Origin of the sequence: Mesorhizobium sp. AR02 (genome assembly GCF_024746835.1) — a bacterium.
Taxonomy (GTDB): Bacteria; Pseudomonadota; Alphaproteobacteria; order Rhizobiales; family Rhizobiaceae; genus Mesorhizobium.
The window spans coordinates 162,825-178,865 of sequence record NZ_CP080533.1 but is presented as its reverse complement, the minus strand read 5'-3'; the positions used below and the strand labels follow the sequence as shown (position 1 = coordinate 178,865).

At 63.0% G+C, this 16,041-nt stretch carries 12 protein-coding genes; 4 read left to right on the top strand and 8 right to left on the bottom strand.

Annotated features, from left to right (window positions below):
- Positions 1-526 precede the first annotated feature (526 nt).
- From DBIPINDM_RS42270 to DBIPINDM_RS42250, 5 genes are all read right to left on the bottom strand, one after another.
- A complete protein-coding gene (locus DBIPINDM_RS42270; protein WP_258589867.1) occupies positions 527-1,447 on the bottom strand; it encodes an ABC transporter permease in 921 nt (306 codons plus the stop codon).
- Complete coding sequence (locus tag DBIPINDM_RS42265) at positions 1,447-2,514, bottom strand: ABC transporter permease (RefSeq protein WP_258589866.1); 1,068 nt, start codon at positions 2,512-2,514, stop codon at positions 1,447-1,449. Before DBIPINDM_RS42265 ends, DBIPINDM_RS42270 begins: the two co-directional genes overlap by 1 nt.
- Positions 2,498-4,039: an ABC transporter ATP-binding protein gene (locus tag DBIPINDM_RS42260; RefSeq protein WP_258589865.1), complete on the bottom strand. Its 1,542-nt coding sequence runs from the start codon at positions 4,037-4,039 to the stop codon at positions 2,498-2,500. The genes DBIPINDM_RS42265 and DBIPINDM_RS42260 overlap by 17 nt, the downstream gene beginning before the upstream one ends.
- 106 nt (positions 4,040-4,145) lie before the next feature.
- Complete coding sequence (locus tag DBIPINDM_RS42255; RefSeq protein ID WP_258589864.1) at positions 4,146-5,240, bottom strand: BMP family ABC transporter substrate-binding protein; 1,095 nt, start codon at positions 5,238-5,240, stop codon at positions 4,146-4,148.
- Between the two features lie 45 nt (positions 5,241-5,285).
- The gene (locus tag DBIPINDM_RS42250; protein ID WP_258589863.1) at positions 5,286-6,071 is read right to left on the bottom strand and encodes a GntR family transcriptional regulator; all 786 of its coding nucleotides are present in this window, start codon (positions 6,069-6,071) and stop codon (positions 5,286-5,288) included.
- Positions 6,072-6,288: 217 nt separating this feature from the next.
- Here DBIPINDM_RS42250 and DBIPINDM_RS42245 point away from each other — a divergent pair, with 217 nt between their 5' ends.
- Genes DBIPINDM_RS42245 through guaD form a run of 4 tightly spaced genes read left to right on the top strand, consistent with a single transcriptional unit; the run spans position 6,289 to position 11,070 of the window.
- Entirely contained in the window at positions 6,289-7,224 is a 936-nt protein-coding gene (locus DBIPINDM_RS42245) for an aromatic ring-hydroxylating dioxygenase subunit alpha (RefSeq protein ID WP_416361826.1), read from the top strand.
- Between the two features lie 22 nt (positions 7,225-7,246).
- Positions 7,247-9,004: a Rieske 2Fe-2S domain-containing protein gene (locus DBIPINDM_RS42240; RefSeq protein WP_416361825.1), complete on the top strand. Its 1,758-nt coding sequence runs from the start codon at positions 7,247-7,249 to the stop codon at positions 9,002-9,004.
- Between the two features lie 9 nt (positions 9,005-9,013).
- Complete coding sequence (locus DBIPINDM_RS42235) at positions 9,014-9,661, top strand: glutathione S-transferase family protein (RefSeq protein WP_258589862.1); 648 nt, start codon at positions 9,014-9,016, stop codon at positions 9,659-9,661.
- 41 nt (positions 9,662-9,702) lie between these two features.
- The gene (gene guaD / locus DBIPINDM_RS42230) at positions 9,703-11,070 is read left to right on the top strand and encodes a guanine deaminase (protein WP_258589861.1); all 1,368 of its coding nucleotides are present in this window, start codon (positions 9,703-9,705) and stop codon (positions 11,068-11,070) included.
- A gap of 198 nt (positions 11,071-11,268) precedes the next feature.
- Here the strand turns inward: guaD and DBIPINDM_RS42225 are convergent, their stop codons facing one another.
- Genes DBIPINDM_RS42225 through DBIPINDM_RS42215 form a run of 3 tightly spaced genes read right to left on the bottom strand, consistent with a single transcriptional unit; the run spans position 11,269 to position 15,816 of the window.
- Positions 11,269-14,826 (bottom strand): molybdopterin cofactor-binding domain-containing protein, encoded by a 3,558-nt coding sequence (locus DBIPINDM_RS42225; RefSeq protein ID WP_258589860.1) that lies wholly within the window; start codon positions 14,824-14,826, stop codon positions 11,269-11,271.
- Positions 14,826-15,326, bottom strand: a complete 501-nt coding sequence (locus DBIPINDM_RS42220; protein WP_378919088.1) for a (2Fe-2S)-binding protein — start codon at positions 15,324-15,326, stop codon at positions 14,826-14,828. Before DBIPINDM_RS42220 ends, DBIPINDM_RS42225 begins: the two co-directional genes overlap by 1 nt.
- A 43-nt stretch (positions 15,327-15,369) precedes the next feature.
- On the bottom strand, positions 15,370-15,816 hold the full coding sequence (locus DBIPINDM_RS42215; protein ID WP_258589859.1) for a MarR family winged helix-turn-helix transcriptional regulator: 447 nt from the start codon (positions 15,814-15,816) through the stop codon (positions 15,370-15,372).
- Positions 15,817-16,041: the final 225 nt, after the last annotated feature.

Below are 16,041 nucleotides of genomic sequence, written 5' to 3'. Positions count from 1 at the left end.
AGTACAGGGTGCCTGGACCTGGATCAGCGTGTAAGCGTCTGCCAAGCATGTGGCTGAAATGTCGTCTCTGGCGGAAATCCGCGAAGGAGCGGTCAATATCGTCGGCAGAAGAGCGTTCGAAAGCGGCTGTCGGCGGCTTCGTCGTGGGAACGAAAAAAGAAGAGAAGCAGAACTTTCGTGTGCGAATTTTGCACACAACCTATCGTAACTATTTGATTCTATTTAACTATCTGCCCCATCCATCATAGGTGCGGCGGCAACTTTGTGTCCTAACATACTAATTTCATTATCTTTTTTCTGTCTCAGTCCGTCCAATACCCCGCTGGAACGACTGAGCAATTTGGCCTGAAACACCCATCCAAACGTAACCTAATTTACGATTGTTCCGCCACAACTGAAAGCCATAAGCTTTATTGCACTTCTGACTACAAACGTAGTGCGCACGCTTCCGAAGACCGCCTACTGTCCAGTGTGTCAACAGCACTCATTCCTGAAGCCACGCTTCAAGGGAGCGGATGGTTTCTAGCTAGCCAGCGGGCCTGAATGGCTTTGCCAGGGATGCTGGGAAATTCAAGGCGAGCATCTGGCGATTGCGCGAGATGATCACCAACACCACGATCGTCGCCAGATAGGGCAGCGCGGAGAGCAGCTCCGACGGCAGGGGAATGCCGAGCACCTGCCCCTGGAGTTGCAGGATCGTCATACCGCCGAACAGCCAGGCTCCGAACAGGACACGATAGGGGCGCCAGGTGGAAAAGACCACCAGCGCGAGCGCGATCCAACCTCGGCCGGCGGTCATGTTCTCCACCCACAGCGGCGTATAGGCCACCGACAGATAGGCTCCTGCCAATCCCGCCATGGCGCCGCCGAACAACACCGCAAGATAGCGGATCCGGATAACCGGATAACCGATCGCATGTGCGGATTGCGGCGATTCCCCGATCGTGCGCAGCACCAGGCCTGCCTTGGTCCGGTAGAGAAACCAGCCGGTGAGGACAACCATCAACAGGCTGAAATAGACCAGTATGTCGAAGCGGAAGATGAGCGGCCCAATGACCGGAATATCCGAAAGGACCGGAATATGAAGCGCGCCGAGAGCCGCGATCGGCGTGTTGCCAAAGCCGTTACCGATCATCGCCGACAGGCCGGAACCGAAGATCGCCAGAGCCAGGCCAGCTGCGTACTGGTTGGTCAGGAAGGTCAGCGCCAGCACGCCGAACAGCATCGACGATGCAGCGCCGCCGGCAATGCCGGCCATGATGGCCAGCGGCAACGGCAAGCCCGCAAGGGCGACGCCGAAGGCAAGGGCCGCACCAGTAAGCATCATGCCTTCGATGCCGAGATTGAGCACGCCGGATTTTTCCACCACCAGTTCGCCGAGCGCGGCCAGCACCAGAGGCGTGGCGGCGACGATCGTGCCGGTGAAGATGGCGATGAACAGATCCATCAGTTCCGCCCCCCTACCCGGCGAATGCGGTAGAAGATGAAGAAGTCGGCTGCGAGCAGGAAGAACAGCAGGACGCCTTGGAACACGCGAGTCAGCGCCGAGGGAAGGCCGAGCGAGACCTGGACTGTTTCGCCACCGAGGAAGAGCAGCGACATCAGCAGGCCTGCAAGCACGATGCCGAAAGCGTTCAACCGCCCGACAAAGGCGACGATGATTGCGGCGAAGCCGTAACCCGGCGAGACGTTCGGCGAAAGCTGGCCAAGCGGTCCCGCTGCCTCAGCCATGCCGGCGACACCGGCGGCGGCACCGCCTGCCAAGAGTCCAATCCATATGGCAGCCGACTCGCGAAAGCCGGCATAGCGGGCGGCCAGCGGTGCGGCACCCCCCACCGTCATCTTGTAGCCGAGGAAACTGCGGTCGGTGAAAATCCACATGACTATGACGACGAGCGCCGTGATGAAAATCGAATGGTTGACGCGGTAGGCATCGTCGAACGATGCAAACAGCGCAGCCGGCGGCAGCAGCGCGGTCTGCGGATAGTTGAAGCCGGCGGGGTCTCGCCACGGACCATGGACCAACCACGACAAAAACAGGGTCGCAACATAGGTCAGCATCAGCGTGACAAGGATTTCGCTGGTGTTCATGCGTGCCCGCAGAAATGCCGGTATCGCGGCCCAGGCCATGCCGGCGGCCATGCCCGCCAAAAACATCAGCGGCAAAAGCAGCACGCTTTCCGGATTTGGATAAAACAGCCCGACACCCGTCGCCGCAATCGCTCCCATGACGAGTTGACCCTCGGCGCCGATGTTCCAGACATTGGCGCGAAAGCCGACCGCAAGGCCACAGGCGATGAGGATCAGCGGCGACGCTTTCAGCAACAATTCCGAGAGGCCGTTCAGCGAATTGAGCGGCGCGACGAAGAACGCGTCGAGCATCGCGACGGGGTTGTGACCAAGTGCTGCGAACAGAACGGCGCCGACGACAAGGGTCAACGTCGTCGCAGCGATGGGAGCCATGACGCGCATGAGAGCCGAGGGCTCGGGCCGCTGTTCAATCCTGAAACGCAAGGCTGTCCCCGCCGTTTGCAGCAACACTGCCGTCCAGTCCTGTCATCAGCAGACCCACCTCCTCGCGGTCCGTCTGCGTGCGGATGAGCGACTTCGTCAGCCGGCCGTTGCAAATCACCAGCAGCCGGTCGCAGATCTCGAAAAGCTCGTCGAGTTCCTCCGAGACGATCAGCACGGCAGCACCAGCACGGCTGAGATCAACCAGCGTCTGGCGGATGAAGGCGGCCGCGCCGACATCGACGCCCCAGGTCGGTTGTGAGACAAGCAGCAGCTTCGGCTGCAGCGCGATTTCGCGGCCGACGATGAACTTCTGCAGATTGCCGCCCGACAGGCTCTGCGCCTTGGCGCCAACGCCGTTGGTCTTCACCTTGAATATTTCGACAATGGCGCGCGAGAAGTTCGCGGCACGCTTGCGGTCGATGAGGCCGCCGCGCACGGGGCCGAGGCGGTGGCCGGTGAGCAAACCGTTCTCGATCAGCGAATGCGCCGGCACTGCGCCGCGGCCAAGCCGCTCTTCCGGGACGAAGGCGAAGCCTGCTCGACGGCGACGGTCTGCGTCGAGATGACCGGAGGCAATGCCGCCAATGCGGATCGCGTCGCTTTGGTGATGCAGCCGCTCGCCGCTGAGCAGGGAGACAAGTTCGGCCTGCCCGTTGCCCGACACGCCGGCGATGCCGACGATCTCGCCGCCGAACACGTTGAAGGAAATGTCGGCGAGGTCGACGCCGTAAATGTCTGTCGCCGGCGCGGACAGCCCGCGAATCTCAAGCACGGGTTTCTCGGCCGGGATGGAAGGGCTGACATGCATCTCGGGCAGTTTCGAGCCGACCATCATCCGCGCCAGGTCTGTTGCTGTCGTCTGCTTGGGCGTTGCCGTGCCGGTTACCCGGCCATTGCGCAGTACGGTCGCGGTATCGCAAAGCGTCTGGACCTCGTCCAGCTTGTGACTGATGTAGAGAATGCTGCAGCCTTCGACCGCCAGTTGCCGGAGCGTTTCGAACAGCCGCAGCACGGCTTGCGGCGTCAGCACCGAGGTCGGTTCGTCGAGGATCAGCAGCTTGGGGTTCTGCAAGAGGCAGCGTAGGATTTCGACGCGCTGCCTTTCGCCCACCGACAGATTGTGCACCAGCCGCGCCGGATCGACCGGCATACCGTAGCGTTGCGAGAGATCCAGGACCTTGCGCGAAAGGCCGGGAAGGTCGAACGGCGTGCTGACGGAAAGCGCGATGTTTTCGACGACGGAGACGGATTCGAACAGCGCGAAATGCTGGTAGACCATCTCGATGCCAAGCGCTCGCGAAACGGCGGGATTGTGCGAATGGATCGGGCTGCCATCGCAAAGAATCTCGCCGCTGTCGGCCTGTACGGCACCGTAGATGATCTTCATCAGCGTCGATTTTCCGGCGCCGTTCTCGCCCAGCACGGCATGGATTTCACCCGGCAGGATCGACAACGAAACGTCGTCGTTGGCGACGACGCCGGGATAGTGTTTGGAGATGTTGCGCAGTTCGAGGCGCGGGATCATCGCTGGACCTGGTGGTTTCAGGGAGAGTCGGGCAGGCGCCACAACGCTACCGGTGCGCGCCGGAGCCTGTCCAGCGCGCAACGGTTTTTAGACAGAGGCCGGGCGATCAGGCGAGCTTGCCGCTCATGCCGGCGACCAGCCAATCAGTGGCGCGGATGTCCTTGTCGGAAAGCACCGATCCGGCCGGCACGTGTACCTTGCCGTCCTGGTCCTTGATCTCACCGGCATACGGGTGGACCTTGCCTGAGCCGATGTCGGCCTCGAGCTGCACCAGCTTGGCCTGCGCCTCGGCCGGGATCTTCTTGTTGAAAGGCGCCAGCTTCACCACGCCGGCCTTGAGCCCATCCCAGCGTTCTTCCGATTTCCATGTGCCGTCGGCGACGCCTTTGGCCGCGCGCACATAGTCGCTCGACCAGTCCATCATGAAAGCGGTGAGATGGAATTCCGGCGCGAATTTGGCAAGGTCGCTGGCATAGCCGATCGACCACGCTCCCTTTTCGCCCGCCACCTGCACGCATGTGCCAGTGTCGGTCATGCCGCAGACCACGTCGCAGCCTTGCGACAGCAGGGCAAGAGCGGCTTCCTTTTCCTTGCCCGGATCATACCAGGAATTGAGGAAGACGACGCTGCAGGTGGCCTTCGGGTTAACGCTCTGCGCGCCGAGAAGGATGGCGTTGGCCGGGCCGACGATGTCGGGGATCGGGAAGCCGCCGACGAAGCCGATCTTGCCCGCCTTCGACATGTAGCCTGCTGCTGCGCCGGCCACATAGGCGCCCTCATAATATTTTGCCTCGAACGTGCCGAGATTGGGCAAATGGACGATGCCGGAGCAATGTTCGAAGGCGACCTTGGGGAAGCGCGGTGCCACTTTCTGCATCGGCGTGCCCAGCGAAAAACTGGTGCCGAAGATCAGTCTATTGCCGGCCGACGCAAGCTCGCGGAATACCCGCTCCGCGTCCTGCGGCATGAAGATGTTGTCGATGACGGTGACGGCAACCTTATCACCGAACTCCGCCTTGATGGCGTCGATGCCCAGCGCATGCTGCTTGGCCCAGCCGATTTCAGCGGCAGGCGACGCGTTCACCTGGCCGATCTTGAGCGGTTCGGCTGCCCGCAGGATCGACGGGAAACCGGTGGTACCAAGGGCTGCTCCGATGGCCCCGCCATATCTGAGGAATTGTCGTCTCGTGGTCTTGGTCATGTTCGTTACCCTCTGATTGTGATTTGGTTCCATTTGCGCCCGGGTTCACTGCCGGGTCTCTTCTTCGAGATGGCGATGCGCCGTCAGGGCCGCCGCACCATCTTCCTCCACATTGCGTGACGCCGGCCCGTTCGGTACCGCGCCGACTTTTGCGCTGGCCAGGTATGGTGCCAGTGCCTCGACGGGGCTGGCTTCGGGAAACACCGAATCGTCCATGACAAAGCCGCGAACGATCGACCGGTAATGCGCGTCGATCAGATCCATTGCCTGTTTGACGCGCTTCTTTTCGAGCAGGTCGAGAAGCTTCGAGTGATCGTCGAGCAGGCTGCAATAATCGAAATGGTTGAAATAGAGCGAGCGCAGCAGCATCGTGCGGCGCACGATCTGCGCGTGGATGTCCTGCACGACCTTGTTGCGGCTGGCGCGGATGAGCTGGGTATGGAAATCCGGGCCGAGCGCATCGGCGAGCGCATGGTTGCCGCAATCCATGGCCTGTCGCGTCTGCTCTATCTGCCGATGCAAGGCCGCCCAGTCGCGCGGACCCATCCGCTCGGCCAATTGCGAGGCAACACCCTGTTCGATCAGCGTCAGCGCATCATAGAGCTCGTAGGCCTCCTGCATGCTGGGCTTGGCGACGAAGGCGCCACGGTTGCGAACGATCGAGACAAGCCCGTCGTCGGCGAGCCGGATAAGCGCCTGGCGCACAACGATGCGGCTGACCTTGAAAATCTCGGAAAGCTCGCGCTCGCCAAGCTTGGCGCCGGGAACCAGCCGATGCTCAAGGATTGCCTTGGTCACGATATCGGCGATCGCGCGTGATCGATTGCTCATTGACGATTGCCCGTGGCAAGTGGCCGTTCTACGTTTTTGGCTTCGGTTCCGGAGTTCCAGTAGGGGCGTCGGATACGATAGGTGAAACTGGAACCAAACCGCTTGAATTGTCAACCGATCTGAAAAATTTGAAGATACAAAAAGAAGATATTGATATCCAAAATGGTTTCTGCAAACGTAGCGCGTCGGTCGTTCGGGTATCGAGAATGGCGACGATATGGACGGTCGAGATGAAAGCGCCGACATCATGCGAGAGATGACGTCCATCGATCCGGTGACGCTGAACCTCTGGTATCCGATCGTCGCTATTGGCGACACGAAGCCCTGTGTCGTCGGCGCCACCAGGCTTCTCGAACAGCCGATCGGCTTTGCCGTCGACGCGTCCGGGCAAGCGGCTGCCTGGGAGGCGCGGCCGGACCTTCGAGCCGGCGACACCGTTGATGCTTCCAGCATGACCGGTGGCTTGCCCGTCAAGACCGCATACGGCTACCTCTGGACCTCGCTCGGCACCCCGGCCACCGACATCTTTCCGATACCGCAATATGCCGAGCCTGACCGGCGCAACATCGCCGCCGCCTCGATCGGGGTGAACGTATCGGCACCCCGCGCGATCGAGAATTTCCTCGACATGGGCCATTTCCCTTACGTCCATACCGGCATTCTCGGCATCGAGCCACACACCGAGGTGAAGGAATACGACGTCGAGATTTCGGTCGATGGCGACGAGATCCTCGCCACACGCTGCCGTTTCTTCCAGCCCATGGCCTCGACCGTCGCACAGGGCGGCGCCGATGTGGAATACATCTACCGCGTGCCGCACCCGTTCTGCTCGGTGCTCTACAAGTCGAGCCCGCTCGACGAGAAGCGCATGGACGTCATCGCCATCTTCCTGCAGCCGATGGACCAGGAGCATATCCGGGCGCACATGATGCTCAGCGTTCTCGACGACCAGAACGACGACACCTTCATCCGGCGCTTCCAGTTGATGATCTTCGGCCAGGACAAGCCTATCTTGGAAAACCAGTTCCCCAAGCGCCTACCACTCGATCCGCGAGCGGAAACGCCGATCCGAGCCGACAAGTCGGCCATCGCCTATCGCCGCTGGCTCAGCCAGAAGGGCATCACCTACGGCGTCATTCCGGTTGCCGCCTGACTTCGAACCCGGAGACGGTATTGTGTCCAGTCATCCATGGCATCCGATCGCTGCGTCGCATGACCTGCCGTTCCGCCACGTCTTCCACGGCCAGTTGCTCGGGCGCGAGTTCGCAATATGGCGAGCCGATGATGGCTATATCAACATCTGGGAAAACCGCTGTCTGCATCGCGGCGTGCGGCTGTCGATCGGCGTCAGCGATGGCCGCGAGCTGAAATGCCAGTATCACGGCTGGCGCTACTCGAACCGTACCGCCGGCTGCACCTATATTCCGGCGCATCCCGCCGACGCGCCGGCCCGCACCATCACCAACCGCACCTTTCCGGCCGCGGAACGTTATGGGCTGGTCTGGTCTTCGCTCGAACCCGAAACGCCGGCGCCGCGGATCGCCGCCCTGGAAGCAGAAAACCTTCTCGTCCTGCGCGGCATGCCGCTCAACGCGCCGGTCGAACTGGCGCTCGCGCATCTCGCCAGCTACCGGTTCCAACCGAACGATGCCATCGACGGGGACGAAGCCGTGGTTTCAATCGAGGCAGCGGAGGGTTTCTCGATCGCCCTGCGCGCCCGTTCAGGGTCCGAAGCGACGCTCGCGGTGTTCTTCGTGCAACCAGTCGATTCCAGCCGCTCCGTGATCCGCGGTGTGCTCGACCGCAATGCCGAAGGGATGCTGCGGATCGCCATTCTGCGTCATCACAACGAACGTCTCTCGGCGTTGCGCGACCGCGTCGAGCGGGAGGCGGCGATGGTCCCGGCCGCCCCGCCGATCGTGCCGGTCTATGAAAGCGTGGCGCCGGAACTGGTGGAAATGCCGTCGCTTTCAGCCTCGGGACGTCGGGCGTCGATCACCGTTCAGGTGGCGCGCAAATGGATGACCGCCAACGACATTGCCGGCTTCGAACTACGGCCCCTCCGGGGGCATCTGCCGACCTTCCAGCCCGGCGCCCATATCGATGTGCACCTGCCGAATGGCCAGATCCGGCAATATTCGATCACCAATGCGCCGGGCGAGACAGGCACCTACACGATCGGCGTGAAGCGGGAGCGAGACTCGAAGGGCGGTTCATCGTGCCTGCATGACACGGTGCGCGAAGGCGATCTGCTGGCGATCTCGGAGCCGCGCAACAACTTTCCGTTGCGGCGCGACGCCGTAAAAACGCTGTTCATTGCCGGCGGTATCGGCATCACGCCACTGATCGCCATGGCGCAAGCACTCGGTCCCATGGGGCTGGCGCACGAACTGCACTATTTTGCACAGAACCAGGCGCAACTGGCCTTTCCCGAACGGTTGGCAACGCTCGGCAATGCGCTTGTCCCGCATCTCGGCCTGACCCCGGAAGCAACCGCGGCCAAGCTCGCTGACCTGCTCGCCACCTACCAGCCAGACGTGCATGTCTATATCTGTGGCCCCGCTCCGATGCTGGAGGCGGCGCGCAGCATCGCCTCGGAAAGAGGCTGGCCGGATACGGCCGTGCATTTCGAATATTTCAAGAATACCAGGACTATCGACGACAGTTCGAGCTTCGAGATCGCGCTGGCGCGTTCCGCGGTCACCCTGCGCGTGCCGGCCGGCAGCACCATCTTGGAGGTGATGCGCGGCAACGGCATCGACATGCCGTCGTCCTGCGAACAAGGCGCCTGCGGAACCTGCATCGCCACGGTTCTTGAAGGCGAACCGGATCACCAGGACGTCTATCTCAACGACGCGGAGAAACGGAGCGGGACAAAGATCATGACCTGCGTGTCGCGAGCCCGTTCGGCGCGCCTCGTGCTCGACCTGTAAGGCCTCGGCATGATCACGCTCTACGACTTCGAACTGTCGGGAAACTGCTACAAATTGCGCCTGCTGATGAGCATGCTTGGCGTCGAATACAAAATCGTTCCGGTCGATTTCTATCCCGGCCGCGAGCACAAATCGGCGGCCTTCCTGAAGCTCAACCCGCTTGGCCAGCTTCCGGTGATCGACGATGACGGGCTGATCTTGCGTGACGCGCAGGCCATTCTCGTCTATCTCGCCGCCAAGTATGATGCGTCGGGAAATTGGTATCCGCGCGATAATCCGGCGCTGCTGGGCGAGATCGGCCAATGGCTGGCCTTTGCCGACGACATCACCGCCACCGCCTCGGCGGCGCGCCTGCATGACGGGTTGTTCTATGATCTCGACGTCGAGGCGTCGCGCGCCGGCGCGCATCGCCTGTTCCGGATTTTCGACGAGCGTCTCTGGTTCGGTGAGCAGGAAGGCCGCGACTGGATCTGCGCCGCCGATCATCCGACCGTCGCCGACATCGCCTGCTTTCCCTACATCCTGCTTTCGGAAGAAGGCGGTATCTCGCGGCAGGATTATCCGGCGATCCGCCGCTGGGGAGACCGCGTCAAGCGCGTGCCGGGCTTCATCGTCATGTCAGGCATATTTCCGGCGGGACCGGCCCGCACTGCCTGAGCGGACGGCATCGACGGCAACACCAGCAATTGGGATACGGTATGGCAAACGAAGGCTTCACAGTCGCCTGCAACGCCTTCCATACGCCGCAGCGCGGCCGGTTGGAAATCTTGGAAAACTGCCTGATCAGGGTCGGCGATGATGGGCGGATTCTCGATGTCGTGCGCAGCGACCGCGCCGATCACGCGACGATCCTCCGTTCGGCCGACAACGATGGTACGCTGATCGCGCTTGCTGAAAATCAGTATCTGCTGCCGGGCATGGTCGATCTGCATATTCACGCGCCGCAATGGGCGCAGCTTGGCAAGGCGCTCGACGCGCCGCTAGAGGAGTGGCTCCAGAAATACACCTTCCCGCTCGAAGCGAAGTACGCCGACACCGCGTTTGCTCGGCAGATCTATGGCTCATTGGTAGAGAACCTGCTCGCCAACGGCACTACGACCGCCGTCTATTTCGGCACCATCCATGTCGAGGCGAACCTCGCGCTCGCCGAAATCTGCCTGAAACGCGGCCAGCGCGCGCTGGTCGGCAAGGTCGCCATGGACGATCCGGCGCAGTGCCCGGATTTCTACCGCGATGGCGGCGCATCGGCGGCGGTCGAGGACACCAAGCGCTTCATGCGGCTGCTGGCGGAGATGCAATCCGAAGGGCGCACCCTCGTCCATCCAGCGATAACGCCGCGTTTCGTGCCAAGCTGCACGGATGCGCTGCTTGAAGGGCTCGGCCGCGTCGCGCATGAGACAGGCTGCCATGTGCAGACGCATTGCTGTGAAAGCGACTGGGCCACCGAGCATGTCCAAAACCGTTTCGGTCAGACCGATACGGGAGTCCTGGCGCGGTTCGGGCTGCTCACCGACAAGACCATCCTTGCCCATTCCAACTTCGTCTCTCCCGAAGATGTCGACAGGATCAAGGCCGCCGGGTCCGGCGTCGCGCACTGCCCGCTTTCGAACTTCTACTTCGCCGATGCGGTCTTTCCGTTGCGCGCCGCCCTCGACAAGGGCGTTCATGTCGGCCTGGGCACTGACATTTCGGGCGGCTATTCGCCTTCGCTCTTCGATAGCGCGCGGCTTGCCATGATCGCCGCGCGTGCCCTGAACAGCGGTGTCGATCCGGCGGCGGCACGTGAGGCGCGCGGCGTGCCCGGTTCCCGTATCACCACCGCGGAAGCCTTCTGGCTCGCCACCTCCGGCGGCGGCGAGACGCTCGGCCTGCCTGTTGGCGTCTTCGCGCCCGGCTTCGAATTCGACGCGCTGGTCGTCGACGTAGATGCGCCCGCGTCGAACATATCGCTTTGGCCTTTCGAGAGTGCGGTCGATGTGTTTGACAAGATCGTGCTGAACGCCGGGCGCGCCAATATCGCCGCAGTGTGGGTGGGTGGAAAAATCCGATCCGGCACAACCGCATAGGTCCCCCGTTCGGCGGACTTAGCGTGAATCACCTCACGTTGACGTCGTCGTCGCGCTCTGGCGGCGTCTGGTTCTTGATGTATTCGGCCCACATGTCGTCGGTCACGTTCCCGCTGCTCACCACCCAACGACCTCGCGGCCAGGCGTTTTCGGCGGGTACGTTGGTGTTGAGGAGTATTTGCGGGTTCCAGCCTTGGATCAATGGTGGTTTGCACGGACGACGGCAAGCGAATCCTGGATGGCGTCCCAGGCTGGCTTCCCGGGGGCGAAACGCGCCCGGAGATAGCGGACGAGGTCGACCAGGTCGCGATCGTCCAGCGCCTTGTCGAAGGCCGGCATCGCCATCACCCCAAAGTCGCCGACATCGCGTCGCAGGGGCGACATTGCCGGCGCGGCCACCCCCTCCAGGATGGCGTGGAGCAGATTGTCCGGCGCTTCGGCATGAAGATTGGTGTTGAGGGCCAGCGACGCGATGGACGACGCTTCCAAATGACAGGTCTCACAAGCACCGGCGAACATGCGCGCACCGCGAGGAAATGCGGCTGCCGCAGCGGGCGCGGCTAGATCTGCAGCGGCGATTGAACTCCCTGACGACGAGCCGGCGGGAGACGTTTCGCCACCGACGTTGAAACCGGCGAGATAGACCGCCATCGCCCTGATGTCCGCGTCGGGAAGCGGTGCCAGCGAGTCTACCACGTGGGCCATTGGTCCCGCCGCCGCGCCATGCTGGGCGGAATGGCCGGTACGCAGATAGTCATAAAATGCCTGTTCGCTCCACGCGATCGGAGCGAAGGATTTTGCCGTCAGCGCATGTGCGTGCCAGCCGTCGGCGAACCCGCCGGCAAGATGCATCGACCCCTTGACCTCTCCGCCGATGGCATTGCGCGGCGAATGACAGGCGCTGCAATGGCCAAGGCCTTCCACCAGTTCCGCCCCCCGGTTCCAGGCCGCACTTCGGATCGGATCAGACGGTGCCGGCGATGACGATAGGTAAAGCGCGTTCCACCCGGCCATCAGTGGCCGCATGCCGAAGGGAAACCGCAGCTGCGTTTCCGGTGCTTTGGCCGTCACGGCTGGCTGAGCCATGAGATAGGCATAGAGCGCCTGGAGATCCGCCTCGCTCGCCTTGGCAAAGGATGTGTAGGGATGCGCCGGATAGAGATGATGTCCATCGCGCGCAACACCCTGGCGCATCGCTCTAGCGAATGCCGGATAGGACCAGGCGCCGATACCGGCCGCTTCATCCGGCGTGATGTTGGTGGCATAGACAGTACCGAAGGGGGTTTCGAGCGCCCTGCCCCCAGCAAATGGCGTGCCGTCGGCGCCGACATGGCAGACATTGCAGGCGCCGACCGCCGCCGCCTGCCGGCCGCGATCGATCGTGGCGGATGAAAAGACGTCGGGCAGCGGACGCGCCACCGGGGCGATCGCGGCATTGAACGGAAAAATCCCCGCACCGAGGGCCACGGCGCCAGAAAAGGCGCCGGCGAGCGGCCATGAGAATCTCAGGCGCGACCGCCTGGATCGCCTATTCTCGTTCGATACCAGCGGAGTCGGCAGCGGATTCAAAGCAGCGCGCACCCGTTCCGGCGTCAACGGCAGTTCGCGAAAGCGCACGCCGGTGGCGTCGAACACCGCGTTGGCAATGGCCGCCGCACTCGGCACCGAGGCGGACTCGCCGGCGCCCAGCGGCGGCTCGTCGGGGCGTGGAATCATCAGCACGTCGATGTCCGGCACCTCGGGAAAGCCGATGATCGGATAGGCGCCCCACTCAAGGCTGGCGACAGCGGTGGATGAGAAATTGACCTCTTCCTTGAGAACCCGGCTGGTCGACTGGATGACGTTGCCATGAATCTGGTGGCGAACGCCGTCGGGGTTGATTACCGCGCCGGTATCCTGGCCGCAGATGACTTTGGTCACCGCGATTTCGCCCGTCACCTTGTTCACCGCCACGTCGGCGACCCACGCCGCCCACGAGGCCGCCTTGCCCGGGAAAGGACCATGGACATAGACGGCGTAGGCAAAGCCGCGTCCATACAGAATATCGCCCTCGCGGCCATGCGTGCCCGGTTGGGTATGCGGCTTCCATCCGGCACGCTCGGCTACGGCTCGTACCATGTCGATCGCCCGCGGATCGGTGAGATAACGCAGCCGATATTCGACCGGATCGACCTTGGCCGCTGTAGCCAACTCGTCGATAAAGGATTCGTGCGCAAAGCTGTTTGGCAGTGCCGAAACGCCGCGAAACCACGAGGCGCGAGCCAGCGTCGGCATATCATGGACGGTAACCCGCAGGTTTCCGAACGCGTAGGGAGGCACCGCTGTGCGATCGCCCATCAGGGCGACCTCCGCGACCGGCGAAACCTTTCCGGTCAGGATCAGCGGCAGGGTCGGCGCCAGATTGGACGGGTAACGCGTTTCAAAGTCATAGGCCGCCGGACCACCCTCCTCGTCCAAGCCACCGCGGACGTCGATGACCTGCGCGGCACCCTTTGGCTCCCACGCGTGTTCCTGCTCCCGGGTAAGCTGGACGCGTACTGGCTGGCCGACGGCCCGGGACAACAGGGCAGCGTCAGCAGTTACGTCGTCGGCGCAGTTGCGTCCGTAGCATCCGGCAGCTTCCAGCCGTTCGACAACGATCCGCTCTTCCGGCATGTCGAGAAGTTTTGCCAGGTCGGCGCGCATCGGAAATGGGTTCTGCGTGCCGGACCAGACGGTCAGGCCGTCGTCGCGCCAGTCGGCAACCGCGCAGGAAGGTCCGATCGAGCCGTGCATCTGGTAGGGCCATACATAGGTCCGTTCCATAGGCGTCGCCGTCGCGCCGAGCGCGCGTTCGACATCGCCGTCGTCGGCAAGCTTGCGGGTCGTCGAGCGATTGTTGCGAAGCGCCGCCTCGGGAGCATTGAGGTCGGGGACGACGGGTGCGGCGCGCCATTGCACCTTGAGCCGCTGCATCGCCTCGATGGCGTGCTCTTCGCGCATCGCCACGACGCCGACGAAATCGCCGATTATCACGACCGTCACCAACCCCGGCACGTCGGCCACCGATGCCTCGTCGACGGCGATCAGGCTCGCGCCTACATGCCCCCCTGAATCGAAGCCAGCGTAGGGCGGCCGGACGACGCGGCCATGCAGCATGCCTGGTAGGCGCACGTCATGGACGTAGATGAAAACCCCGGTAGCCTTGGCCGGAATGTCGGCGCGTGCCTGCGGCCGGCCCACGATACGGTACTGCGCGGCTGGCTTCAGGGGCGCGTGCGGGTCGATGGCAAGGCGCGTGTTGGCGCCGGCGATGAGATCGCCAAAGGAGACGAAAAGATTCTCTTCCGTATCCGCCGGTCGGATCACGCCGTCCTCGACGATCAGCTCCGGCGCCGACATGCCGAGCCGCGCGGCGGCCAGCTTGAGGAGATGTGCGCGGGCGGTCGCGGCTGCGGCGCGCAGCGGCATGGCGGTGACCTGGATGGTTTCGCTGGCGATGGTCGCGCCCTGATCCGGGGCCGCAGACGTCGAGCCGAGAACCATGCGTACGCTTTCGAACGGAACGTCCAATTCCTCGGCGACGATTTGGGCCAAGGCCGTGCGTATGCCGGTGCCGAGATCGACGTGGCCGTTGAAGGCGGTCACGGAGCCGTCCGCGCCGAGCGCGAGGAAGAGTTCGCCATCTTGGCCGGCGACGGGGCTCGGTCGCAGAACCAGGAGCGCCTCGCTGTCGCGTAGATAGGCGGTGGCAGGCCGGTCGCGCGGGCTGCTCATCAAACTTGCTCCGAAGTAACGTCAGCGGTCACTTGCGCGGTGGCGCTGGCTGCCGCGCGCACGGCGGCGAGGATTTCCAGATGGGTGCCGCAGCGGCACAAATGATGCCGCAACGCAGCCCGGATCGCGGTCTCGTCTGGCCGCGGATCGCGCCTGAGCAAGGCGACAGTGGCAATGATCATGCCGTTCAGGCAGTAGCCACATTGGGCGGCATTGTTGGCAATGAACGCGGCCTGCACGAGATTGGGGTGATCCGCGGTACCCAGCCCCTCCAGGGTGGTGATCGACCGATCGGCGACCGCGCCGATCGGAACCGCGCACGACCGGACGGTGGTGTCGCCGACGAGAACGGCGCAGGCACCGCATTCGGCCAGGCCGCAGCCATATTTCGGACCGTTCAGGCTGAGGTCATTGCGTAGCACCTGAAGAAGGGTCGTTGTTGATGGGAGGGAGAGTTCAACATCCCGCCCATTCACTCGGAGCGCGATCAAAGCATCCACTCCAGCCTCCGCAAAACTCGGGATGCCGGAAGATCGGTATGCTTCACTCGTTCGTGTCGGCGTCCTCTCCGAGGAGGCGCAGCGTGTGGAGAAGTGCCATGCGCTCGGCCGGGTTGAGGTGCTTCATTGTCAGCTCGGTGATCTCCAGCGCATGCGGCACCGTGCGCTCCAGCAATTGCAGGCCGGCCGCGGTGATGGAGACAATCACCTTGCGCGCATCTGCGGGATCCTTCGAAAACGCGATCAGGCCGCGATCCTTCAACCTGTCGACGATTCCGCGGATCGTGCCCTGGTCGACACTTGTTGCCTTCACGAGTTCGCTCTGCGACTGGGGTCCGCTCTCCTTCAACGCGCAGAGCGTTGAGAATTGAACTGCCGTTAGTTGCGGGTCGCCGGCATTCGCCTGGAAGATGGCGAGATGGCGCTGATAGGCGCGCCGGAGCAGGTAGCCGACCTGGTCCGAGAAGACATAGCGATCCGCGCCTTCCATGCGATCCTCTTCGTCCGACTGGCGCCCCGACATCTTGCGTCCCAACGCGGAACATTGACGCCCGAGGCATGCATAAAACGTTGGCATCGCGCAAGGCAAGATAGCGTCCCTGGCTTTCGGGCCTGCATTTCTGACGCCAGACCAGCGGCTGCGATTGATATCCCCAGAAGGCGGTCTGAGACCGGCCCTTTCTCGCCCTTGGCGGTGTGGCGCAACGCGCATTCG

Bases quoted from the DNA above. Each gene is read 5' to 3' on its own strand.
- DBIPINDM_RS42270 (WP_258589867.1), bottom strand. From the start codon at position 1,447: ATGGATCTGTTCATCGCCATCTTCACCGGCACGATCGTCGCCGCCACG.
- DBIPINDM_RS42260 (WP_258589865.1), bottom strand. From the start codon at position 4,039: ATGATCCCGCGCCTCGAACTGCGCAACATCTCCAAACACTATCCCGGC.
- DBIPINDM_RS42255 (WP_258589864.1), bottom strand. From the start codon at position 5,240: ATGACCAAGACCACGAGACGACAATTCCTCAGATATGGCGGGGCCATC.
- DBIPINDM_RS42250 (WP_258589863.1), bottom strand. From the start codon at position 6,071: ATGAGCAATCGATCACGCGCGATCGCCGATATCGTGACCAAGGCAATC.
- DBIPINDM_RS42245 (WP_416361826.1), top strand. From the start codon at position 6,289: ATGGACGGTCGAGATGAAAGCGCCGACATCATGCGAGAGATGACGTCC.
- DBIPINDM_RS42235 (WP_258589862.1), top strand. From the start codon at position 9,014: ATGATCACGCTCTACGACTTCGAACTGTCGGGAAACTGCTACAAATTG.
- guaD (WP_258589861.1), top strand. From the start codon at position 9,703: ATGGCAAACGAAGGCTTCACAGTCGCCTGCAACGCCTTCCATACGCCG.
- DBIPINDM_RS42225 (WP_258589860.1), bottom strand. From the start codon at position 14,826: ATGAGCAGCCCGCGCGACCGGCCTGCCACCGCCTATCTACGCGACAGC.
- DBIPINDM_RS42215 (WP_258589859.1), bottom strand. From the start codon at position 15,816: ATGGAAGGCGCGGATCGCTATGTCTTCTCGGACCAGGTCGGCTACCTG.